Source organism: Mesorhizobium sp. B1-1-6 (assembly GCF_006443035.1).
Classification (GTDB): Bacteria; Pseudomonadota; Alphaproteobacteria; order Rhizobiales; family Rhizobiaceae; genus Mesorhizobium.
The window spans coordinates 97,875-115,878 of record NZ_VFWR01000001.1; the positions used below are offsets into that span (position 1 = coordinate 97,875).

General features: G+C 61.3%; 17 protein-coding genes and 1 tRNA gene. 8 read left to right on the forward strand and 10 right to left on the reverse strand.

Annotated elements, in window-relative coordinates; genetic code table 11:
* Nucleotides 1–10: 10 nt before the first annotated feature.
* From FJ979_RS00465 to FJ979_RS00480, 4 genes are all read right to left on the reverse strand, one after another.
* Entirely contained in the window at nt 11–817 is an 807-nt protein-coding gene (locus FJ979_RS00465) for an SDR family oxidoreductase (protein WP_140579747.1), read from the reverse strand.
* Between the two features lie 13 nt (nt 818–830).
* Entirely contained in the window at nt 831–2,897 is a 2,067-nt protein-coding gene (locus tag FJ979_RS00470) for an ABC transporter permease (protein WP_140579749.1), read from the reverse strand.
* Nucleotides 2,894–4,435: a sugar ABC transporter ATP-binding protein gene (locus FJ979_RS00475; protein ID WP_140580055.1), complete on the reverse strand. Its 1,542-nt coding sequence runs from the start codon at nt 4,433–4,435 to the stop codon at nt 2,894–2,896. The genes FJ979_RS00470 and FJ979_RS00475 overlap by 4 nt, the downstream gene beginning before the upstream one ends.
* Nucleotides 4,436–4,510: 75 nt before the next feature.
* Nucleotides 4,511–5,638, reverse strand: a complete 1,128-nt coding sequence (locus FJ979_RS00480) for a sugar ABC transporter substrate-binding protein (RefSeq protein WP_140495797.1) — start codon at nt 5,636–5,638, stop codon at nt 4,511–4,513.
* 216 nt (nt 5,639–5,854) lie between these two features.
* Between FJ979_RS00480 and FJ979_RS00485 the strand changes: the two genes are divergently transcribed.
* The 7 genes from FJ979_RS00485 (at nt 5,855) to FJ979_RS00515 (ending at nt 12,000) form a co-directional block, all read left to right on the forward strand.
* Nucleotides 5,855–6,535: a GntR family transcriptional regulator gene (locus tag FJ979_RS00485; RefSeq protein ID WP_140521020.1), complete on the forward strand. Its 681-nt coding sequence runs from the start codon at nt 5,855–5,857 to the stop codon at nt 6,533–6,535.
* Nucleotides 6,536–6,819: 284 nt separating this feature from the next.
* A complete protein-coding gene (gene coxB / locus FJ979_RS00490) occupies nt 6,820–7,704 on the forward strand; it encodes a cytochrome c oxidase subunit II (protein WP_140521021.1) in 885 nt (294 codons plus the stop codon).
* A gap of 21 nt (nt 7,705–7,725) precedes the next feature.
* Nucleotides 7,726–9,495 (forward strand): cytochrome c oxidase subunit I, encoded by a 1,770-nt coding sequence (gene ctaD, locus FJ979_RS00495; RefSeq protein WP_140495794.1) that lies wholly within the window; start codon nt 7,726–7,728, stop codon nt 9,493–9,495.
* Entirely contained in the window at nt 9,492–10,196 is a 705-nt protein-coding gene (locus FJ979_RS00500) for a cytochrome c oxidase subunit 3 (RefSeq protein WP_140495793.1), read from the forward strand. The genes ctaD and FJ979_RS00500 overlap by 4 nt, the downstream gene beginning before the upstream one ends.
* Nucleotides 10,197–10,209: 13 nt before the next feature.
* A complete protein-coding gene (locus FJ979_RS00505; protein ID WP_140495792.1) occupies nt 10,210–10,929 on the forward strand; it encodes a heme-copper oxidase subunit III family protein in 720 nt (239 codons plus the stop codon).
* Nucleotides 10,930–10,938: 9 nt separating this feature from the next.
* Nucleotides 10,939–11,337, forward strand: a complete 399-nt coding sequence (locus FJ979_RS00510; RefSeq protein ID WP_140495791.1) for a cytochrome C oxidase subunit IV family protein — start codon at nt 10,939–10,941, stop codon at nt 11,335–11,337.
* A 189-nt stretch (nt 11,338–11,526) separates the two neighbouring features.
* A complete protein-coding gene (locus FJ979_RS00515; protein WP_140579751.1) occupies nt 11,527–12,000 on the forward strand; it encodes an aminoacyl-tRNA deacylase in 474 nt (157 codons plus the stop codon).
* A 59-nt stretch (nt 12,001–12,059) separates the two neighbouring features.
* On the opposite strand, the gene FJ979_RS00520 is transcribed toward FJ979_RS00515, so the two are convergent.
* The 5 genes from FJ979_RS00520 to tig all read right to left on the reverse strand — a co-directional run bounded on the left by FJ979_RS00520 (nt 12,060) and on the right by tig (nt 17,012).
* The gene (locus FJ979_RS00520) at nt 12,060–12,881 is read right to left on the reverse strand and encodes a DUF2189 domain-containing protein (protein ID WP_140495789.1); all 822 of its coding nucleotides are present in this window, start codon (nt 12,879–12,881) and stop codon (nt 12,060–12,062) included.
* A 312-nt stretch (nt 12,882–13,193) separates the two neighbouring features.
* Nucleotides 13,194–14,129 carry a heme o synthase gene (locus tag FJ979_RS00525; RefSeq protein ID WP_140521023.1) on the reverse strand — a complete coding sequence of 312 codons (936 nt, stop codon included), beginning with the start codon at nt 14,127–14,129 and terminating at the stop codon, nt 13,194–13,196.
* Nucleotides 14,130–14,281: 152 nt separating this feature from the next.
* Entirely contained in the window at nt 14,282–14,662 is a 381-nt protein-coding gene (locus tag FJ979_RS00530) for a cytochrome c family protein (RefSeq protein WP_140495787.1), read from the reverse strand.
* 192 nt (nt 14,663–14,854) lie between these two features.
* Nucleotides 14,855–15,373 carry a hypothetical protein gene (locus tag FJ979_RS00535; protein ID WP_140495786.1) on the reverse strand — a complete coding sequence of 173 codons (519 nt, stop codon included), beginning with the start codon at nt 15,371–15,373 and terminating at the stop codon, nt 14,855–14,857.
* Nucleotides 15,374–15,536: 163 nt separating this feature from the next.
* Complete coding sequence (gene tig, locus FJ979_RS00540) at nt 15,537–17,012, reverse strand: trigger factor (RefSeq protein ID WP_140495785.1); 1,476 nt, start codon at nt 17,010–17,012, stop codon at nt 15,537–15,539.
* A gap of 475 nt (nt 17,013–17,487) precedes the next feature.
* On the opposite strand from tig, the gene FJ979_RS00545 reads away from it, so the two are divergent.
* Nucleotides 17,488–17,572: transfer RNA gene (locus FJ979_RS00545), tRNA-Leu, on the forward strand.
* Between the two features lie 63 nt (nt 17,573–17,635).
* Here FJ979_RS00545 and FJ979_RS00550 read toward each other — a convergent pair.
* Nucleotides 17,636–17,854: a hypothetical protein gene (locus FJ979_RS00550; RefSeq protein ID WP_140495784.1), complete on the reverse strand. Its 219-nt coding sequence runs from the start codon at nt 17,852–17,854 to the stop codon at nt 17,636–17,638.
* Nucleotides 17,855–18,004 lie beyond the last annotated feature (150 nt).

Below are 18,004 nucleotides of genomic sequence, written 5' to 3' on the forward strand. Positions count from 1 at the left end.
TGCTTGCTCCTCAAAGCGTTTCGACGTTGCCGTCGACGCCGAGCGACTGGCCTGAAATGTTGATGCCCGCGTCGGACAGCAGGAATGCGACCATCGAAGCCACGTCATACGGGCTGGTCATGCGGCGCAACGAGATGTTCTGCAAATAGCGTTCGGTCATCTCCTGGTGGCTGATGCCGACCTGTTTGGCGCGTGCCGAGATGACGCCCTCGATGCGCGGCCCCTCTATGATGCCCGGCAGGATGGCGTTGACCCTGATGCCGTGCGGTCCAAGCTCCTTGGCAAGGCTCTGCGTGAAACCGATGACGCCGAATTTGGCCGCAGAATAGGGCGTGCGGAACGCGTAGCCGTGGCGGCCGGCCGCCGACGACATCGAGACGATCGAACCGCCGCCGGCCCCCTTGATGAGCGGCACGGCGCGCCGTGCGCACAGGAACTGGCCGGTCAGGCCGATGTCGAGACAGCGCCGCCAGTCGTCCGGCTCGATTTCGTCGACGCCGCCGGTCGGCCCGGCAATGCCGGCATTGTTGATCAGCGCGTCGAGGCCGCCAAGCTTCTCCTTCACCGCCTCGAACAGCCGGTCGACATCGTCGTCACGCGACACGTCGGCCTTGACCGCCGCGGCGAGCGTCATCTTCTTGGGGGCGGCCGCCAGGGCTTCGTCGGATACATCGCAAACGACGATGCGGGCACCGAGCCGCGACAGCGTTTCGGCAATGGCGAAGCCAATGCCGCCGGCGCCCGCCGTGACCAGGACACGTTGCCCTTTGAGCCCCGCCAGGAATTCGTCGGGCGATTTGGGTGCGCTCGTGCTCATGATTCCATTCCCTTCATTGTATGCGTCTTTCGCGCAGCGCCATGACGGCGCCGAGCACCACCAGCCCGAACAGGATCGCCCGTGTGGCGTAGGGCAGCGTCGTGCCGGCCAGAAGCATCTGCAGCGCCGTCAAAAGCAGCACGCCGCCGAGCATGCCGAGATAGTGGCCGCGCCCGCCGGTGATCAGCGCACCGCCGACCACGACAACGGCGATGGATGGCAGGAGATAGTCGTCACCCATGCCAAGGCTGGCCTGGCCTGAAAAGCCGGTTAGCATGACGCCGACGATCGCCGCGCACAATGCCGACAGCATGTAGACGAAAATCAGCGTCCGTCCGACGGCGATGCCCGAGAGCTGGGCCGCGCGCAGGCTGTTGCCGATGCCGTAGACCTTGCGGCCGAAGGCGGTACGGCCGAGCAGCAGCACCGCAAAGACCACGAAGACGATCATGAATGGCACGACCGGCGTCACCACCCATAGCTTGCCGGTCATGAACCAGCGCAGCATGGGCGAGGAGAAGCCGGCCGGCGTGCCTTGCGAATAGAGAAGCGCGAAACCTTGCAGGATGCCGTTGGTGGCGAGCGTCATGACGATCGGTGAGATGCCGAGGAAAACGATGCCGATGCCGTTCGCCAGTCCGATAAGACAGGCGATGGCGAGCACCACCGGCAGCGCATAGGCGAGTGCCGCGTCCGATCCGTTGACCATGCCGGCAAGGAGGATGCCCGACAGGCCAATCGTCCATGGCACCGATAGGTCGAGTCCACCGGTGAGTATGACGCTGCCCTGCCCGAGCGCAAGCACGGCAAGGAAACTCGACAGCACGAACAGCGAGTTCCAGTAGGTGGGATTGAAGATGGCCCGGCCGAGCCAGATCTGGGTGACGATCATGACGACGGCCAGGCAGACGTAAGCCGGCAGCGCGTAGCGCAGCGCCTCGGCATTGCGAACGCGAAAGCCGGGTGCCTGTCCCGGAACGGCGGGCTTGTGGGCGATGCGCAGCCTGCGGTCGGTGGGGTCGAGTTGCGACGGCAGCATGCCGGCGCGCCATGCGGCGAACCGCGCGCGCAAGGCGCGGACCTGGTAGGCAAGCACGGAGCCATGCGACAGCGAGCCCGCGAGAACGGCAAGGATCAGGATGGTGCCCTCGGCGATGGTCGAATAATAGGCCGAAACGTTGAGGACGAGCAGGACGTTGACGACCATCATCAGGATATAGGCGCCGAAGACGGTGCCGAACGGACCACCCTGCCCGCCGCCGAGCCGCGTGCCGCCGACCACGACGGCAGCGAACATCGACAACAGCAGCGGATTGCCGACCAGCGGATCGCCGCTGCCGGTCTGGGCGCTGATGAACACACCGGCAAGCCCGTAGCAGCCACCGGCGATGACATAGACGAGGAAGCGCACGAGAGCGACGCGCACGCCGACTGCGGACGCGGCGTCTGGATCGCTGCCGACCGCGTAAAGCGCCGTGCCGAACCGCGTGCCTTTCAGCCAGAACCATGCCAGCAGGACCATGCCGATGACGACCAGCGGCATGGGCAACCAGCCCGGGATCGCATCGCCGAGATAGAAGGCGCCGAGATCGGGCGAGACGAAGCCGCCGGGCTTGTCCATGACCAGCAGTGTGATGCCTTGCAAGATGAACATGGTCGACAGCGTGACGACGATGGGCTGCATGCGCAGCACCGCGATGAAGAAGCCGTTGAACGCCCCGACGAGCATGCCGACGCCAATGCCGGCCATCGTCCACAGCCAGACGCTCGTTCCGGTCGCCATCGGATCCATCGACGTGGCCAGCACCACATTGACCAGCGAAACCACGGCGCCCGCCGACAGGTCGAAGCCGCCGGACAGGATGACGATGGTCTGGCCCATCGCCGCCAGCGCCGAGGTGGCGCCGCCGCTCGACAGGAACGAGATGTCGAAATAGCTGAGCCGCCCGGCGCTGATCAGGTCGACGACGACGAGCAGCACTGCAAAGACGATCGCCGCGATGATGGCGCCGCGATGCCGCGCCAGGAGGCGCACCAAGGGTCCGGCCTGTCCGGTTGTTAACGAACCGACCGCGCTCACTGTGCTGCCTCCAGCATATTGCCGCCATGTCCCAGCGCCGGACGCATGATCGCGCTCTCGGTGATCTCGTCGCCGGCGAGCTCGGCCACCAGCCGTCCGTCATAGAGAACGAGCACGCGGTCGCATTGATGGACGAGTTCGGGAATTTCGGTCGAATGCAGCAGGATCGAGCCGCCCGCCGCCACATAGTTGCGCATCATCACGTAGAGCTCATGCTTGGTGCCCACATCGATGCCACGGGTCGGGTCGAAGAGCAGCAGGATGCGGCTTTCGGCGACCAGCCATTTGGCGATGGCGATCTTCTGCTGGTTGCCGCCGGAAAAGGCGCCTGCCCTTGTCCACAGCGCTCGGTTGTCCACCTCGACCGTCGAGAAGGCCGCCTGCACCGCGCGTGCTTCCTCCTCCTCGCGGATCAAGCCGAGCCGGGTGAAGCGGCCGACCACCGGCAGGGATGCATTCTGCCGGCCCGACAATTTCAGGAACAGACCTTCGGTCTTGCGATCCTCCGGCACCAGCCCGATCGCCATGTTGGGCCTCAGCGCATCGGCCGGTGAGCCGAGCCACACTTTGCGGCCGTCGACCATGACGTGGCCGCGTTCGATCTCGGCCATGCCGAAGCAGGCGAGGAACAGGTCTAGCTGGCCCATGCCCTGAAGTCCGGCGATGCCGAGGATTTCGCCCCTGCGCAAATCGAAACTGGCGCCGTCGAGTTTTCTGCCCGCCTTGAGGTCGCGCACGCCGAGCACCGGCGGACCGAAGACGGCCGCGCCCTCAGGCTTTGGCGGAAAGGTCTGCGCGAGGGCGCGGCCGATGATCTTCTCGATCACATCCTCATCCGAGATGTCGGCCACCGGTGCGGTGATGATGTGGCGGCCATTCCGAAGGATGATCAAGGTATCGCAGAAGGCCCGCACCTCACGCATGCGGTGGGTGATGAACACGACCGTCGTTCCGGCGGCCTTGAGCCGCGCGATGATTGTTCCCAGCCATTCGACGTCGCCGCCCGAAAGCGTCGAGGTCGGCTCGTCCAGCAACAGGATGCGCGGCTTGCGGTAGACGGCGCGCGCGATCTCGATCTTCTGGCGGACCGCGAGATCGAGCGTCGCCACCTCGGCGTCGAGATCGACCGAAAAACCGAGATCGGCAATGTGCCGGCCGACTGCCTTGCGCGCGGCCGACCGCCTGATCAATCCGGTCGGGCCGGATGGCGCATAGGGCAGCAGCATATTGTCGAGAACGCTGAGGTCGCGGACCAGCGTCATCTCCTGGAACGCCGTCTGCACCCCGCGTTCATGCGCGGCGCGCGGCGAACCGAGCGCGGCCGGCGCGCCAAGGATGCTGATCTGGCCCTGATCGGGCCGCACCAGTCCCGATAGGAGCTTGACCAGCGTCGACTTGCCGGCGCCGTTCTCACCCAGCAAAGCGTGCACGCTGCCAGGCGAGATCGCGAAGGAGACGTCGTCAAGCGCGACCGTCGCGCCAAACGCCTTGCGTATGCCGTTGACGGCAATAGCCGGCACATGCGTTGTTGAAGTCATCATTCCCGGTTCCGGCATGCCATGCTTGCGGGCGCGTGGAGCCCACAGTGCCCCACGCGCACGGATTGCTGAAGCCTACTCCTCGGGCTGGCCGACGAGCGCCGCGTTGAGGCCGATCTCGGGCGTCTGGTCGGAGAAGATCGACGCGAACCAGCCGGGGTTGGAAACCAGCGACGGTTTGAAGGTGTTGCATCCGGCCTTCATTTCGGCCCAGGTGCCCTCGTTGCAAAGCTTGCTCGTCTCGTTGGTGACGATCGGCAGCGGCAGGATTGTCGCTTTCGGCACATCCTTGCCCTCGATCGCCTCGATGGCGAGCTTCAAGGCGAGCGCGCCGGAATAGGGCGGCGAGGCATAGGAAATGCGCGGCGCGCCGAGCGGTGCATAGGGAGAAGCAGCACCCTCGACCTCCGTCCCTTCCGGCAGCATCTGGATGCGGCCGCCATTGGAGCCTTCACCGGCGCAAGGCAGAAGCTGGCTGGCCTTCCTGCCCGCCTCGAGCTGCATCGAATTGGCGGTGAAGCAGCCTACCTGCATCCACAGCCCGTTAATGTCGTCCCAGCTGCGCGTGGCGAGAATCTTGGAGAGTTCGGTGCGTGCCACCGCCTGGCTCCACATGCCGACCGCTTCGCCGACAATCTTGATGTCCGGATATTTGGCGAACACCGCCTTGGCGGCCTTGGTGCGCAGCTCGTCGACCGAGGTGCCGGGAACGCCGGTCACGGCGATGATGTTGCCCTTGCCGTTGAGCTTCTTGGCCAGCCATTCGGCTGTCACCCTGCCAGCCTCCTCCTGGTCGATATGGACATTGTAAGCGCAGGGCTCGGTGATCTCGGCGTCGTAGGCGAAGACCTTGACCCCCTTTTCGCAAGCGTTCTTGACGACCTGGTTCAGCGCCGTCGGCGAGATCGGATAAATCACGATCGCCTCCGCTCCCGCCTGCACCATGGCGTTGATCTGCTGGATCTGGCGCTGCGCATTCGGCCCGGCCACCTGGACCTGCAGGTCGACCTTGTCGACCAGGCTCTTGTGCGAGGCCATCGCCTTGACCATGTTCGCCGCCTCGGCCTGCCAGTCATTGCCGATGAAGCTCATGCTGAGAAAAATCTTGTGTTTTTCAGCGGCCTCGGCCGCGGAGATGCCAAAAGCACAGGCAGCCATGCCGGCCAGCAGCGCAAGCCGCCGGGCTTTCAATCCGATACCCATTATGAAACTCCTCCCGATCCGAACGATCGGATGCCTCCCAAGGGCACGAGACGTGACCTTGCCATCCGATATCGCAACCGTATCACCATTTGATCAAAGATCAATGATGAAATATGCTCATGACAAGGCGACGGCGGGGGTGCTTGACGCCGCAGCCGGAAGCCTGCATTCCGGATACGGGCTATGGCGCAGCTTGCGCGGGAAGGTTGAGGGGAGATGGCTGGAGCGGCGTTCAGAAAGCCGGGTGTCGAGATCGCGCCCCTGTCCAAGGAGACCTTGCAGGACAGGGTCTATCGCCATGTCACCGAATTGATCCTCGACGGCAGCATCGTGCCGGGCGAGATGGTAACGGTGCAAAGCCTTGCCGATGCTTTCGGCGTCAGTCCGATGCCGGTCAGGGAGGCCCTGCGGCGGCTGACCGCCGCCAACGCGCTGATGGTGGTTTCAGGCCGCTCGATCGGCATTCCCGCACTCAGCCGCACACGCCTCGTCGATCTGAGAAACGTCCGCTTCGAGATCGAAGCGATCGCCGCCGCATGGGCGGCCGAGCGTATGGACGACCAAGCTATCGCCCGGCTGCGCCAGCATCTGGACGCGCTCGAACAGGCCAATGCGGCGGGAGACGTCAAGTCCTATCTGCGCGCCAACTACGCCTTTCATTTCTCCATCTACCGGGCGGCCGGCTCCGAGAACATTCTCAACATCATCGAGAACTTGTGGCTGCAGATCAGTCCTTATTTCAACATGCTGCACGATTCCGGAAACTATTCGACCGCCAATACGCACCATCAGGAGATGTTCGCTGCGTTGCGCGACCGGGACGCGGAAGCGGTCAAGGCCGCGGTCCGCGCCGACATCGACGCCGCCTTCGACGTTCTGGTCGGCCTGCTGAAATAGCACAAACGAAACTTCGTCGGCGCGAAGATCGAATTCGGCCTGCCGACGTGGCTTGGCACACCCCACCGTCGACTTCGCCCAAACGATCCGGCGCAGGCGCATCAGCCGGACGAACGCGTCCCCGTGTGTGATGGACGGCTCCTCTCGAAGGGTTGGCGCAGGCAAGGCGGGATTTTTCCCGTCAAGACAGTCGGCTCTAGAATTGCGACCCCAAATCAAGCTATGATGCACTTGGCATTTCCGGAGACGGCTTCGCGCCCCTGGAATGCCGGGAGGAACGGGACATGGCCTTCGCGCTTGTACTCGTTTTGATAGTTGTGGGCTCGGTGCTGTTCCACCTCCTGAGCCCATGGTGGTGGACGCCGATTGCCTCGAACTGGGACTATATCGACAACACCATCATCATAACTTTCTGGATCACCGGCGTCGTCTTTGCCGCCGTGGTTTTGTTCATGGCCTATTGCGTCTTCCGCTTCCGTCATCGGGAAGGCAATCAGGCGGCGTATGAACCGGAGAACAGGCGGCTCGAATCCTGGCTGACGGTTGTCACCGCGGTCGGCGTAACGGCTTTGCTGGTTCCCGGCCTGTTCGTCTGGAACCGGTTCGTCAACGTTCCGAGCGACGCAACCGTGGTCGAAGTTGTCGGCCAGCAATGGCAATGGAGTTTCCGCCTGCCCGGCAAGGACGGCAAGCTCGGCACATCCGACACCCGCGGCGTCACCGCTGACAATCCGTTGGGCGTGATCACCAGCGATTCCAATGGCCAGGACGATGTCGTGGTCGAAGCGGCCGATCTGCATCTGCCGGTTGGCAAGCCGGTCAAGATGTTACTTCGCTCGATCGACGTGCTGCATGATTTCTATGTGCCGGAATTCCGCGCGAAAATGGACATGATCCCGGGCTCGGTCACCTACTTCTGGTTCACCCCAACGAAAACCGGAACCTTCCAGGTCCTGTGCGCTGAACTCTGCGGCCAAGGACATCCGATGATGCACGGTGTGGTGATGGTCGATACGCAGGAGGATTATCTGGCGTGGCTTGGCCAGCAACAGACGTTTGCGCAATTGTCGGCGCCCCAGCAGACGGGCTCGGCAAGCCAGGCGCCGGGTCCAACGACGGTGTCAAGTTCGAGGATTGCAGCAAAGCTCGAAACCGTCGGGTCTCGCTAAAAAGGACACGGAGGTGTTCCTATGGTCGATATTACCCCTGCAGATGCCATCCCGCCGGCCGAAGTCGCGGAAGTCGAACTGTATCATCCGCACAGTTGGTGGACGAAATACGTCTTCTCGCAGGACGCCAAGGTCATTGCCATCCAGTATTCGGCGACGGCAACGGGAATTGGCCTGGTCGCCCTGGTGCTGTCCTGGCTGATGCGGCTGCAACTCGGCTTTCCCGGCACCTTCGACTTCATCACGCCTGAAGCCTACTACCAGTTCATCACCATGCACGGCATGATCATGGTGATCTATCTGCTCACGGCGCTCTTCCTCGGCGGTTTCGGCAACTACCTGATCCCATTGATGGTGGGGGCTCGCGACATGGTCTTTCCCTATGTCAACATGCTGAGCTACTGGATCTACCTGCTTGCCGTGCTGGTTTTGGTGTCGAGCTTCTTTGCGCCTGGCGGACCGACGGGGGCCGGCTGGACGCTGTACCCGCCGCAGGCAATCATGACCGGCACACCGGGGGGCCAGGACTGGGGCATCATCCTGATGCTCGTCTCACTGATCCTGTTCATCATCGGCTTCACCATGGGCGGGCTGAACTATGTCGTGACGGTGTTGCAGGGCCGCACGCGCGGCATGACGCTGATGCGTCTGCCGCTGACTGTCTGGGGCATCTTTACCGCGACCGTCATGGCTCTGCTCGCCTTCCCGGCGCTATTCGTCGCCTGTGTGATGATGCTGCTTGATCGGACGCTCGGCACCAGCTTCTTCATGCCGGCGATCGTCGAAATGGGCGAGCAATTACAGCATAATGGCGGCAGCCCGATCCTGTTTCAGCATCTGTTCTGGTTCTTCGGCCATCCCGAAGTCTACATCGTGGCCCTTCCGGCCTTCGGCATCGTGTCGGACCTGATCAGCACCCATGCGCGCAAGAACATCTTTGGCTATCGCATGATGGTCTGGGCCATCGTCGGCATCGGTGCGCTGAGCTTCGTCGTCTGGGCGCACCACATGTATGTCAGCGGCATGCATCCCTATTTCGGTTTCTTCTTCGCCACCACGACATTGATCATCGCGGTTCCGACCGCCATCAAGGTCTACAATTGGGTGCTGACGTTGTGGCGCGGCGACATCCACCTCACCATACCGATGCTATTTGCCCTGGCTTTCATCGTCACCTTCGTCAATGGCGGGTTGACCGGGCTGTTCCTTGGCAATGTCGTGGTCGACGTCCCGCTGTCGGACACGATGTTCGTCGTTGCCCATTTCCATATGGTCATGGGGGTCGCGCCGATCATCGTGATCTTCGGTGCGATCTACCACTGGTATCCGAAGGTCACCGGCCGGATGCTGAACGAGGCGCTGGGCCGGTTCCATTTCTGGGTCACCTTCCTCGGCGCCTACCTGATTTTCTTTCCCATGCACTACCTCGGACTGATGGGCGTGCCCAGGCGTTACAATGAACTGACCGATATGACGGTGATGACAGAATCGGCCCACCATCTGAACTCGTTCATCAGCATCATGGCGTTCATCGTCGGCTTTGCCCAGATTGTGTTCCTGTTCAATCTGATCTGGAGCATCCGTCATGGCCGCGAGGCCGGCGGCAACCCGTGGCGGGCCACGACCCTCGAATGGCAGACGCCGCAAACACCACCGGCCCATGGCAATTTCGGCAAAGACCTACCGATCGTCTATCGCTGGGCCTATGACTACAGCGTACCGGGCGCCAAGGAGGACTTTATCCCGCAAAACGTACCGGGCTCCTTCGGTCCCTCCAAGGAGCCGGCATGAGCGTCATTCTGGTCTTCATGCTCGTGATCGCCGGTTTTGCCGGATGGTGGCTTTCCCACCAGCGGCTGATGACCAAGCCATGGCTCGAGCAAGGTATGGCCGGGGATTTTGTTGGTATGGAAGGATCGGCGCTACCGACCGCCAAGATCGGCCTCGGCGTCTTCCTGGCGGTCGTCGGCTGTCTGTTCGCGCTGATCACCAGCGCCTACTTCATGCGCATGGCGCTGTCGGACTGGCAGGCGCTGCCGCTGCCGCGGCTGCTCTGGTTCAACACCGGCATGCTGGTCCTCAGCAGCATTGCGCTGCAATGCGCCTCGCTCGCGGCGCGTAAGGGTCAAATGGACATGGTTAAGCTCGGCCTTGCCACCGCCGGGTTTACGGCGCTCTCCTTCCTGATTGGACAGTTTATGGCCTGGCGCGAGCTGTCTGCCGATGGCTACTTTCTGGCTTCCAATCCGGCCAACAGTTTCTTCTACCTGCTTACCGGAATGCATGGCCTGCACATACTGGGCGGACTGGTGGGCCTGGGCAGAACAACCGTCGGCGCTTGGAACGGGGCAAGGCCGGCGCGGCTTCGCCTCAGCGTCGAGCTGTGCGCCATGTATTGGCATTTCCTGCTTTTCGTCTGGCTTGCCATCTTCGCGCTTCTGGCCGGCTGGGCCGCGACTTTCATCGATATTTGCCGGGGGTTACTGACGTAGGAGGAACGGGCGGATGGCAGAGACACTCACGCATATCGCTCAGACAGAGCCGCGGCCCGCAGGCTGGCAAGGCATCGCCGCCGACTGGTCCTCGGATCAGCGGGCGTTCAAGAACGTGTCATGGGGCAAGGCCATGATGTGGATCTTCCTGCTCAGCGACACCTTCATCTTCGGCTGCTTTCTGCTCTCCTATATGACCGCGCGCATTTCGACACGCGTGCCGTGGCCCAATCCCAGCGAGGTCTTTGCGCTTCGTATCGGCGGCTCGGATATTCCGCTGATCCTTATTGCCATCATGACTTTCGTGCTGATCTCAAGCAGCGGAACCATGGCCATGGCGGTCAATTTCGGCTATCGCCGCGACCGCCGCAAAACGGCAATCCTGATGCTTCTGACCGCAGCACTCGGTGCGACCTTTGTCGGTATGCAAGCCTTCGAATGGACCAAGCTGATCACCGAAGGCGTGCGGCCCTGGGGCAATCCCTGGGGCGCTGCCCAGTTCGGGTCAACCTTTTTCATGATCACCGGCTTCCACGGCACGCATGTGACAATCGGGGTGATCTTCCTGATCATCGTGGCGCGAAAGGTGTGGCGTGGAGATTTTGACTTTGGGCGGCCCGGCTTCTTTACCAGCCGCAGGGGCCGCTACGAGAACGTCGAGATCATGGGACTCTACTGGCATTTCGTCGACCTGGTCTGGGTCTTCATTTTCGCGTTCTTCTATCTTTGGTGAGAGGCAGATATGGCTGAAGCAACCGCAAACGGCCTCGGGCAACACACGCTGCACGCTACTCATGACGCGGCGACGACCGGCGCCCCCCCGGCAGAAGTTCATCAGGAGCACCCGATCAAGCTTTATCTGGTGGTCTGGGCATGGCTGTTCATTCTCAGCACCTGCTCCTATCTGATCGATTATTTCGGTCTGCACGGCTATCTCAGATGGTCGCTGATCCTGATCTTCATGATCCTCAAGGCAGGGCTCATCGTCGCCATTTTCATGCACATGGCCTGGGAACGGCTGGCGCTGACATACGCAATCATCCTGCCGCCCGTGCTGGTGTTGGTATTCGTGGCGATGATGGTCTTTGAAGCGGATTACACGCTTCTCACCCGGATGGCGTTTTTCGGGGCTGGGCCCTGACGCCAAATCGGAGTTCAGACCTTGTCGATGGCCGATCAGGATTCCGACGATGCTGCGGGCGGTCCGGTGCCGCCACCCTCGCCTTGAAACAATCGACGGTTGGGCCATCTTTATTCATACCGAAACGACGGAAGCGAAATGATTGCCGCGTTTTGACCTGCGTCGCGAACTCAGCAAGGGACGCCCAAAATGACAATCGCAAACAAACTGAAGGACTATATCGACCGGAAAGGGATTTCCTACGACACTGTCGCGCATCATCGCACGGCCACAAGCAGGCAGGCCGCTATAGCCGCGCACGTGCCCGGCAGCATAATGGCCAAATCGGTGCTCGTTCACCACTATCTGGGTTATGCGCTGGCCGTGGTCCCCAGCACACATAGGATCGAGGTCGGCGCGTTGCAGAAGGTCATGGACAAGAGTCTTGGACTCGCCACCGAAGATGAAGCGGTTTCGCTCTTTGACGATTGCGATACCGGCGCCATTCCGCCGATCGGCGCGGCCTACGATGTGCCGGTAGTCCTTGACGAAAGCCTTGGCAGTGCCGCCGATATCTATTTCGAGGGCGGCGATCACAGGACGCTGGTGCGTGTCAGCGGCAAGGATTTCCGTAACCTGACTATGGGCGCCCACCAGGCCCGCTTCAGCCATCCGGCTTACTGAAGCCGGAAAGGGCTCTGATCAACCTGCACGCACCGGTCCTTGCCGGCGCGGCAGGGAGTTCATCGAGGCGCCGGTCCGGCCGTCGGCGGCGGTTCCACGACCTTGCGGTAGACATGCCAGGTAGCGTGACCGAGGATCGGCAGCACGATCGCCAACCCCGCGAATACTGGCAGCGTGCCGATGATCAGGGCGACGGCGACAATCAGGCCCCATACCGCCATCACGATCGGGTTCGCCAGCACCACGCGCACCGAGGTGTGGATGGCTTCATAGGCGCCGACATCTCGCTCGAGCAACAACGGGAAGGCGACGACCGTCGTGCACAGCACGATCGCAGCGAAGACGAAGCCGATGGCGTGCCCCAGGATGATGAGCGTCCAGCCGCGTCCTGTGGCGAATATGTCATTGATGAAGCTGGAGAAGGATTGCGGTGGGGCGGGGCCGAACAGGTGTTGGTAAAACGCCTGCGCAGTCAAAAGCCAGGCGATGAAGATTGCAAGCAGCATGATCGCAACCGCGGCGATGGCTGGCAGCGCCGGAGAATTCCTGACCTCGAAGGCGGCCCTCCATGAGGCGTCTAGCCCGGCTTCCCGTCGCCGGCTGATCTCATAGAGGCCGATTGCGGCGAATGGACCAATTAGCGCAAATCCGGACACGAGCGGAAACAACAATGGGAGCGTGTTATTGCCTGATGTCCAGACTGCAAGCACGACCCCCGCAAGCGGGTAGATCAGGCAGAGAAAAATGATGTGCGACGGTTTGACCATGAAATCGTCGACGCCGCGCCTGAGCGCATCGAAAAGGTCGGTGACACCGATCTTGCGAATTCTGGTGTGCTCCAGCGTCTCGCTGGCGCCTGCTATGACGTGAAAGCTTGCCATGACCATTCCTCCAGACAGGTCTGGTAAGGCCGCGGTTTCACGGTGCTGCCGTTCTGCATGACTGGCCACGCAAACCGCGACCTGCACCAGGATCAATATACTCTCATGCGAGCGACTTGTCGCGCTTTGTAAGAAGGTTGGGTAAGAAGGCCCGGTCGCCTGGCTAGCTCTGGACGCCTTTCTTCGATATTCTCCTCAAGTCGAAGGTGAAGGGTCATGGACGGAAGGACAGTTCTCATACTCGGCCTTGGCGTCGTTGTTCTGCTGCTGCTGGGTTTTTGCGCACTGCCGACGTAATGTTTTGCGCCGGCGTCAACGGCCAGCTGATGCGATCGTACGCATTACAGTAGTGTCGGCAAGTAACGTTGCAAAGATCGCGAACAGGTAGAAAATCGAATAAGAAAACAACGCCTTTGCTTGCTTCATCTCCTTGTCGGGGATGGTGAGCACCTTGCAGGCGCGCCAGACGAATCCCGCACCCAAGACGGTCGAGACAGTCCCGTAATATCCGCTCGCGAATCCAAAGGCCCAGGGAAGCACGCCGATTGGCGCCAGAACCAGCGAATAGGCCAAGATTTGCTTTCTGGTCGAGGGTTGGCCAGCCACGTTCGGCATCATGGGGACGCCCGCCGCGGCGTACTCTCCGACCTTGAACAGGGCTAGCGCCCAGAAATGCGGTGGTGTCCAGAGGAAAATGATCAGGAACAGAATGATGCTTTCAATGCCGATGGCGCCGGTGGCAGCAGCCCACCCGATCACCGGAGGAAGAGCGCCTGCCGCGCCACCTATGACGATGTTCTGCGGTGTCGAGCGTTTCAGCCAGATCGTATAGATGACGACGTAGAAGAAGATGGTGAATGCCAGCAGCGATGCGGCAAGCCACCCCACCAGCACGCCGAGCACCGTCACCGAAAGTGCGGAAAGCACCAGACCGAAGCCGAGGGCTTCGCCTGGCGCGACGCGGCCCGACGGGATTGGCCGCTTGGACGTGCGAGACATCAACGCATCTATGTCCGCGTCGTACCACATGTTGAGCGCCCCGGCCGCGCCTGCTCCCATCGCAATCGCACTGATGGCGATCACCGCGATGACCGGATTCGTCGGGCCAGGCGCCGTCATTAGGCCCACGAAAGCAGTGAATACGGCAAGCGCCATGACCCGCGGTTTTAAAAGCGCGAAGAAATCACCCGCCGTCGCTTCCGGAAGGCGGATGACGATATCCTTGAGGCGGCTTTCCCTAGTCGACATCTCAGACCGATGGAAGCAAGAAACCTAGGCCATGATCCCGAACCGAAGGCACGCGTGAGCGAAATTGAAACCCGGTTTTTGCTTACGCGGCCCCTTCGGGTTCGGACGAGATCACGGCGAACGAGAGGATAGACGCATGGCGGAGGAGAAAGTCACTTGGAGAACGTTTTCAAATAGGCGATGACGTTGGTCACGTCTGCATCGTTCTTGAGGCCGGGAAACGCCATCTTGGTGCCTTTGACCATAGCCTTGGGATCGTGAAGATAGGTCATCAGTGTTGGTTCGTCCCATTTGACGCCGGATTTGCCGGCCGCAATCATGGCGTCGGAATATTTGAAACCGGGATGCGTACCGGCAGTGCGGCCGATGACGCCGTGCAGCGATGGACCGATCTTGTTCTTGTCCTCGTCCGCAATGTGGCAGGCCTTGCATTTGGTGAAGACCTTCTCGCCAGCCGCAGTATCCTGAGCCTGCGATGGATTGGCGACGAAGGTTGCAACAAACACGACGGCGAAAAATGCGGCTAAGCGCATGACTTTTTCCTCCCTGATCGTCAAATGCGCCTGAGACGATCTGGTATAAGCCAGCATCGCCAGCGAAGCGCCTTGTACGGCAGAACAGATTGTCCACTTCTCCCATATGAAATTGCGGCCTCTATATACCACGGAATCTGGCCGGCAGGTAGAAGAGGTCGACCTACAAAGGTTTAGGTTGTCCGCAGCGGATCAAGGCATAGCAGTGTTGCAGCTGCCGGCGAGCTGGCTGACCGCTTCATCAAATCCGGTCAGATCGAAATCGGCGTGGCCCCGCCCCGACAGCAGCCCGAAGCGCCACGAAAGCTGGAGCCGGTTCGCGGCGGTAAGGCGCTTTATGCCGTCGGCGCCATCGCGCACCAGCATGCGGCCGCGCGGGCCGACCAACCAGCTCTCGTCGAACTTGTTGTCGCCGTCGACGGTGACCGACATGGTGATCTTGCGATTGGCCGAGACGGTGTCGTTCAATTGCAACCATTCGGTCCAGCGCGGTTGGCTGTCCGGGCGGCAGGCGATGGTCAGGATCGGGCTATAGCTCAGGGCGCCACCGCCGGTGATCAGCTTGTTGGTGGCATGGACCGAAGCCGTGACAAGGCCGTCATCGTCCGTGCCGATGCGCCAGGTGCCGGCATCGGCCTGGGCGAAATCGCAGGCGAAGGCCAGGACGATCGCCAAGGCGACGACGCGTCGCGTTTCGAAGAATAGGCTCAACCGCCCCTCCAACAACCCTGTGGTTTGCAGCAGGAGCGCAGATAGTGATCAATGCTTGGTATCGACAATGGTCACCGTCCGCGAAACGGATTGGCTGTTGCAGTTTCGCAACGAAAAAGGCCGCCTCGAGGGGCGGCCTTCGTCAGTTCCATCAACTCGGGATTTACTCGGCGTCCTTGGCGGCCTTTTTCTTCGGCGCTGCCTTCTTCTTCGGCTCTTCCGCGTCATCGCTCTTCTTGTCTTCAGTCTTCTTCGACGCGGCCTTCTTCGCCGGCTTCGCCTTGGTCGCGGTCTCGGCTTCCTCGTCGTCGGCCATCAGCTCTTCCTTGCTGACCTTGACGTCGGTGACCGAGATCTGCCCGAGCAGGTGATCGACCACCTTCTCCTCGAACATCGGCGCGCGCAGCGCATTCAGCGCCTCGGGATTGTTGCGGTAGAACTCGAAGGCTTCCTGCTGCTGGTTGGCCGGGAAGCGACGAACCTGCTCGAACAGACCGCGCTGCAATTCCTCGTCCGACACGGTGACCCCGGCCTTCTCGCCGATCTCGGCCAGCACAAGACCAAGGCGCACGCGGCGCTCGGCGAGCCGCATATATTCGGCGCGCGCTTCTTCCTCGGTCGTCTCTTCATCGGCGAAGGTGCGGCCGGCCGCTTCCAGATCGCGGTTGACCTGCGCCCAGATGTTATTGAACTCGGCCTCGACAAGCCTCGAAGGCGCCTCGAACGAGTAAGCCGCGTCAAGCTGGTCGAGCAGCTGGCGCTTGACCTTCTGGCGCGTCATCGAGCCGAACTGGCTCTCGATCTGGCCACGCACCACATCGCGCAGGCGCTCCAGCGATTCCAGGCCGAGGTTCTTGGCGGTCTCATCGTTGATTTCGAGTTCGCCCGGCTTGGACACTTCTTTGACCGTGACGTCGAAAGTCGCTTCCTTGCCGGCCAGATGCGCCGCCTGGTAGTTTTCCGGGAAGGTCACGGTGACCTGCTTTTCATCGCCGGCCTTGGCGCCGATGAGCTGATCCTCGAAGCCCGGAATGAATTCCTTGGAGCCAAGCACCAGCGGCTGATCCGTGCCGGCGCCGCCGGCAAAGGCCTCGCCGTCGATCTTGCCGACATAGTCGATCGTGACGCGGTCGCCTTCGGCCGCCTTGCCGGTCTTCGGCTCGTAGCTGCGCGCCGATTCGGCGACGCGCTTGACCTGCTCGTCAATCTCCGCGTCAGGGACGTCGAACACCTGGCGCGTCACCTTGATGTCGGAAAAATCCTTGATCTCGATGGGCGGGATGATCTCGTAGTTAAGGCGGAATTCGAAGTCGGCGCCGCCGGCCAGGATCTTCTCGGCTTCCTTCTCGTCCTCGGTCATGATGACTTCGGGCTGCATGGCGGCTTTTTCGCCGCGGCCCGAAATGATCGACCGGGTCGAATCGTTGAGGATCTCGTTGACCACTTCGGCCATGAACGACTTGCCATAGACCTTGCGCAGGTGCTGCACCGGCACCTTGCCGGGACGGAAGCCGTTGATGCGAACCTTGTTCCTGGCGTCCGTCAGCCGCGCCATCAGCTTGGCTTCCATGTCACCAGCCGGCACGGTGATCTTGATCTCGCGCTTGAGACCGGAATTGAGTGTTTCGGTGACCTGCATCGTAAAACCTTTGTTTTCACCAATGAGGCTGCCAAACGGCTCTCTGCCGTTCACAGCCTGCCGGTATAATCTTGCCGGGAATGGCTTTTGGTACGGAACCTGGCGATTTGACCTGAAATACGGCTCAAACTCTTCCAAACTGCGTTCCAAAATGTGAATAAGTCTTTGTTTTTCCTACTTCTTATCACATTTTGCAGAAGCGGATCGTCGCGTCCCGTCACATTCGACACGCCTTTTGTCACAGGCGAGGCCAATTTTCAACCATCTTCGCGTTTAGGCGAATAACCATCATTTCGGCCCTGACATTGACAGAATGATGGCTAATGGGATCGCCAGACCGTGCGGGCGTGACGGAATTGCCAGACCCTCAGGTCGCGGCTGGCGGCTGCCGCGATATTCAAAGGACGATGCGGTATTCCACCTCACTCCCAAGACCTCGACAAGGCCGCCGAGGCTCTGCTACAGCCCGCCCGAGGCGCGTGTGGTGGAACTGGTAGACACAGCAGGTTTAGGTCCTGCCGCCGCAAGGCTTGGGGGTTCGAGTCCCTTCACGCGCACCACTGCCGGCATGGCATCGGATAGTCCACTAGCGCACAGGCGTTGGCAGGAAATCAGGACACTGCCTAGGCGAGCTTCTTGATACGTCCCTTGTCGAGGCGGAAGATGCCATCGTTACCGCCTTGGCGCTGGAAATCATCCTGCAATTCGTCCCATGTGCCAAGATACTGACCGCAGTCGTCGCACCGGATGCCCGTCGAAGGTTCGGCATCGGCAGGAATCCGCAGCCTTATCGTGCCGCAAAAAGGACACTCCAACTGGTGATCCAAGTACCCGGTCGCCATGGGCTTTCCATCTTTCTGAATGCCACCGCCAGCGTCGAGAATATACCTACCACGCAACACAATCCAGTGGCGAGACGCTAGCGCCTAAAGGACGCCCCTGAGGTCGATTAGACGTAAGCTTCCAAGGCTTGAGCCTTCGAGGCCGCACCG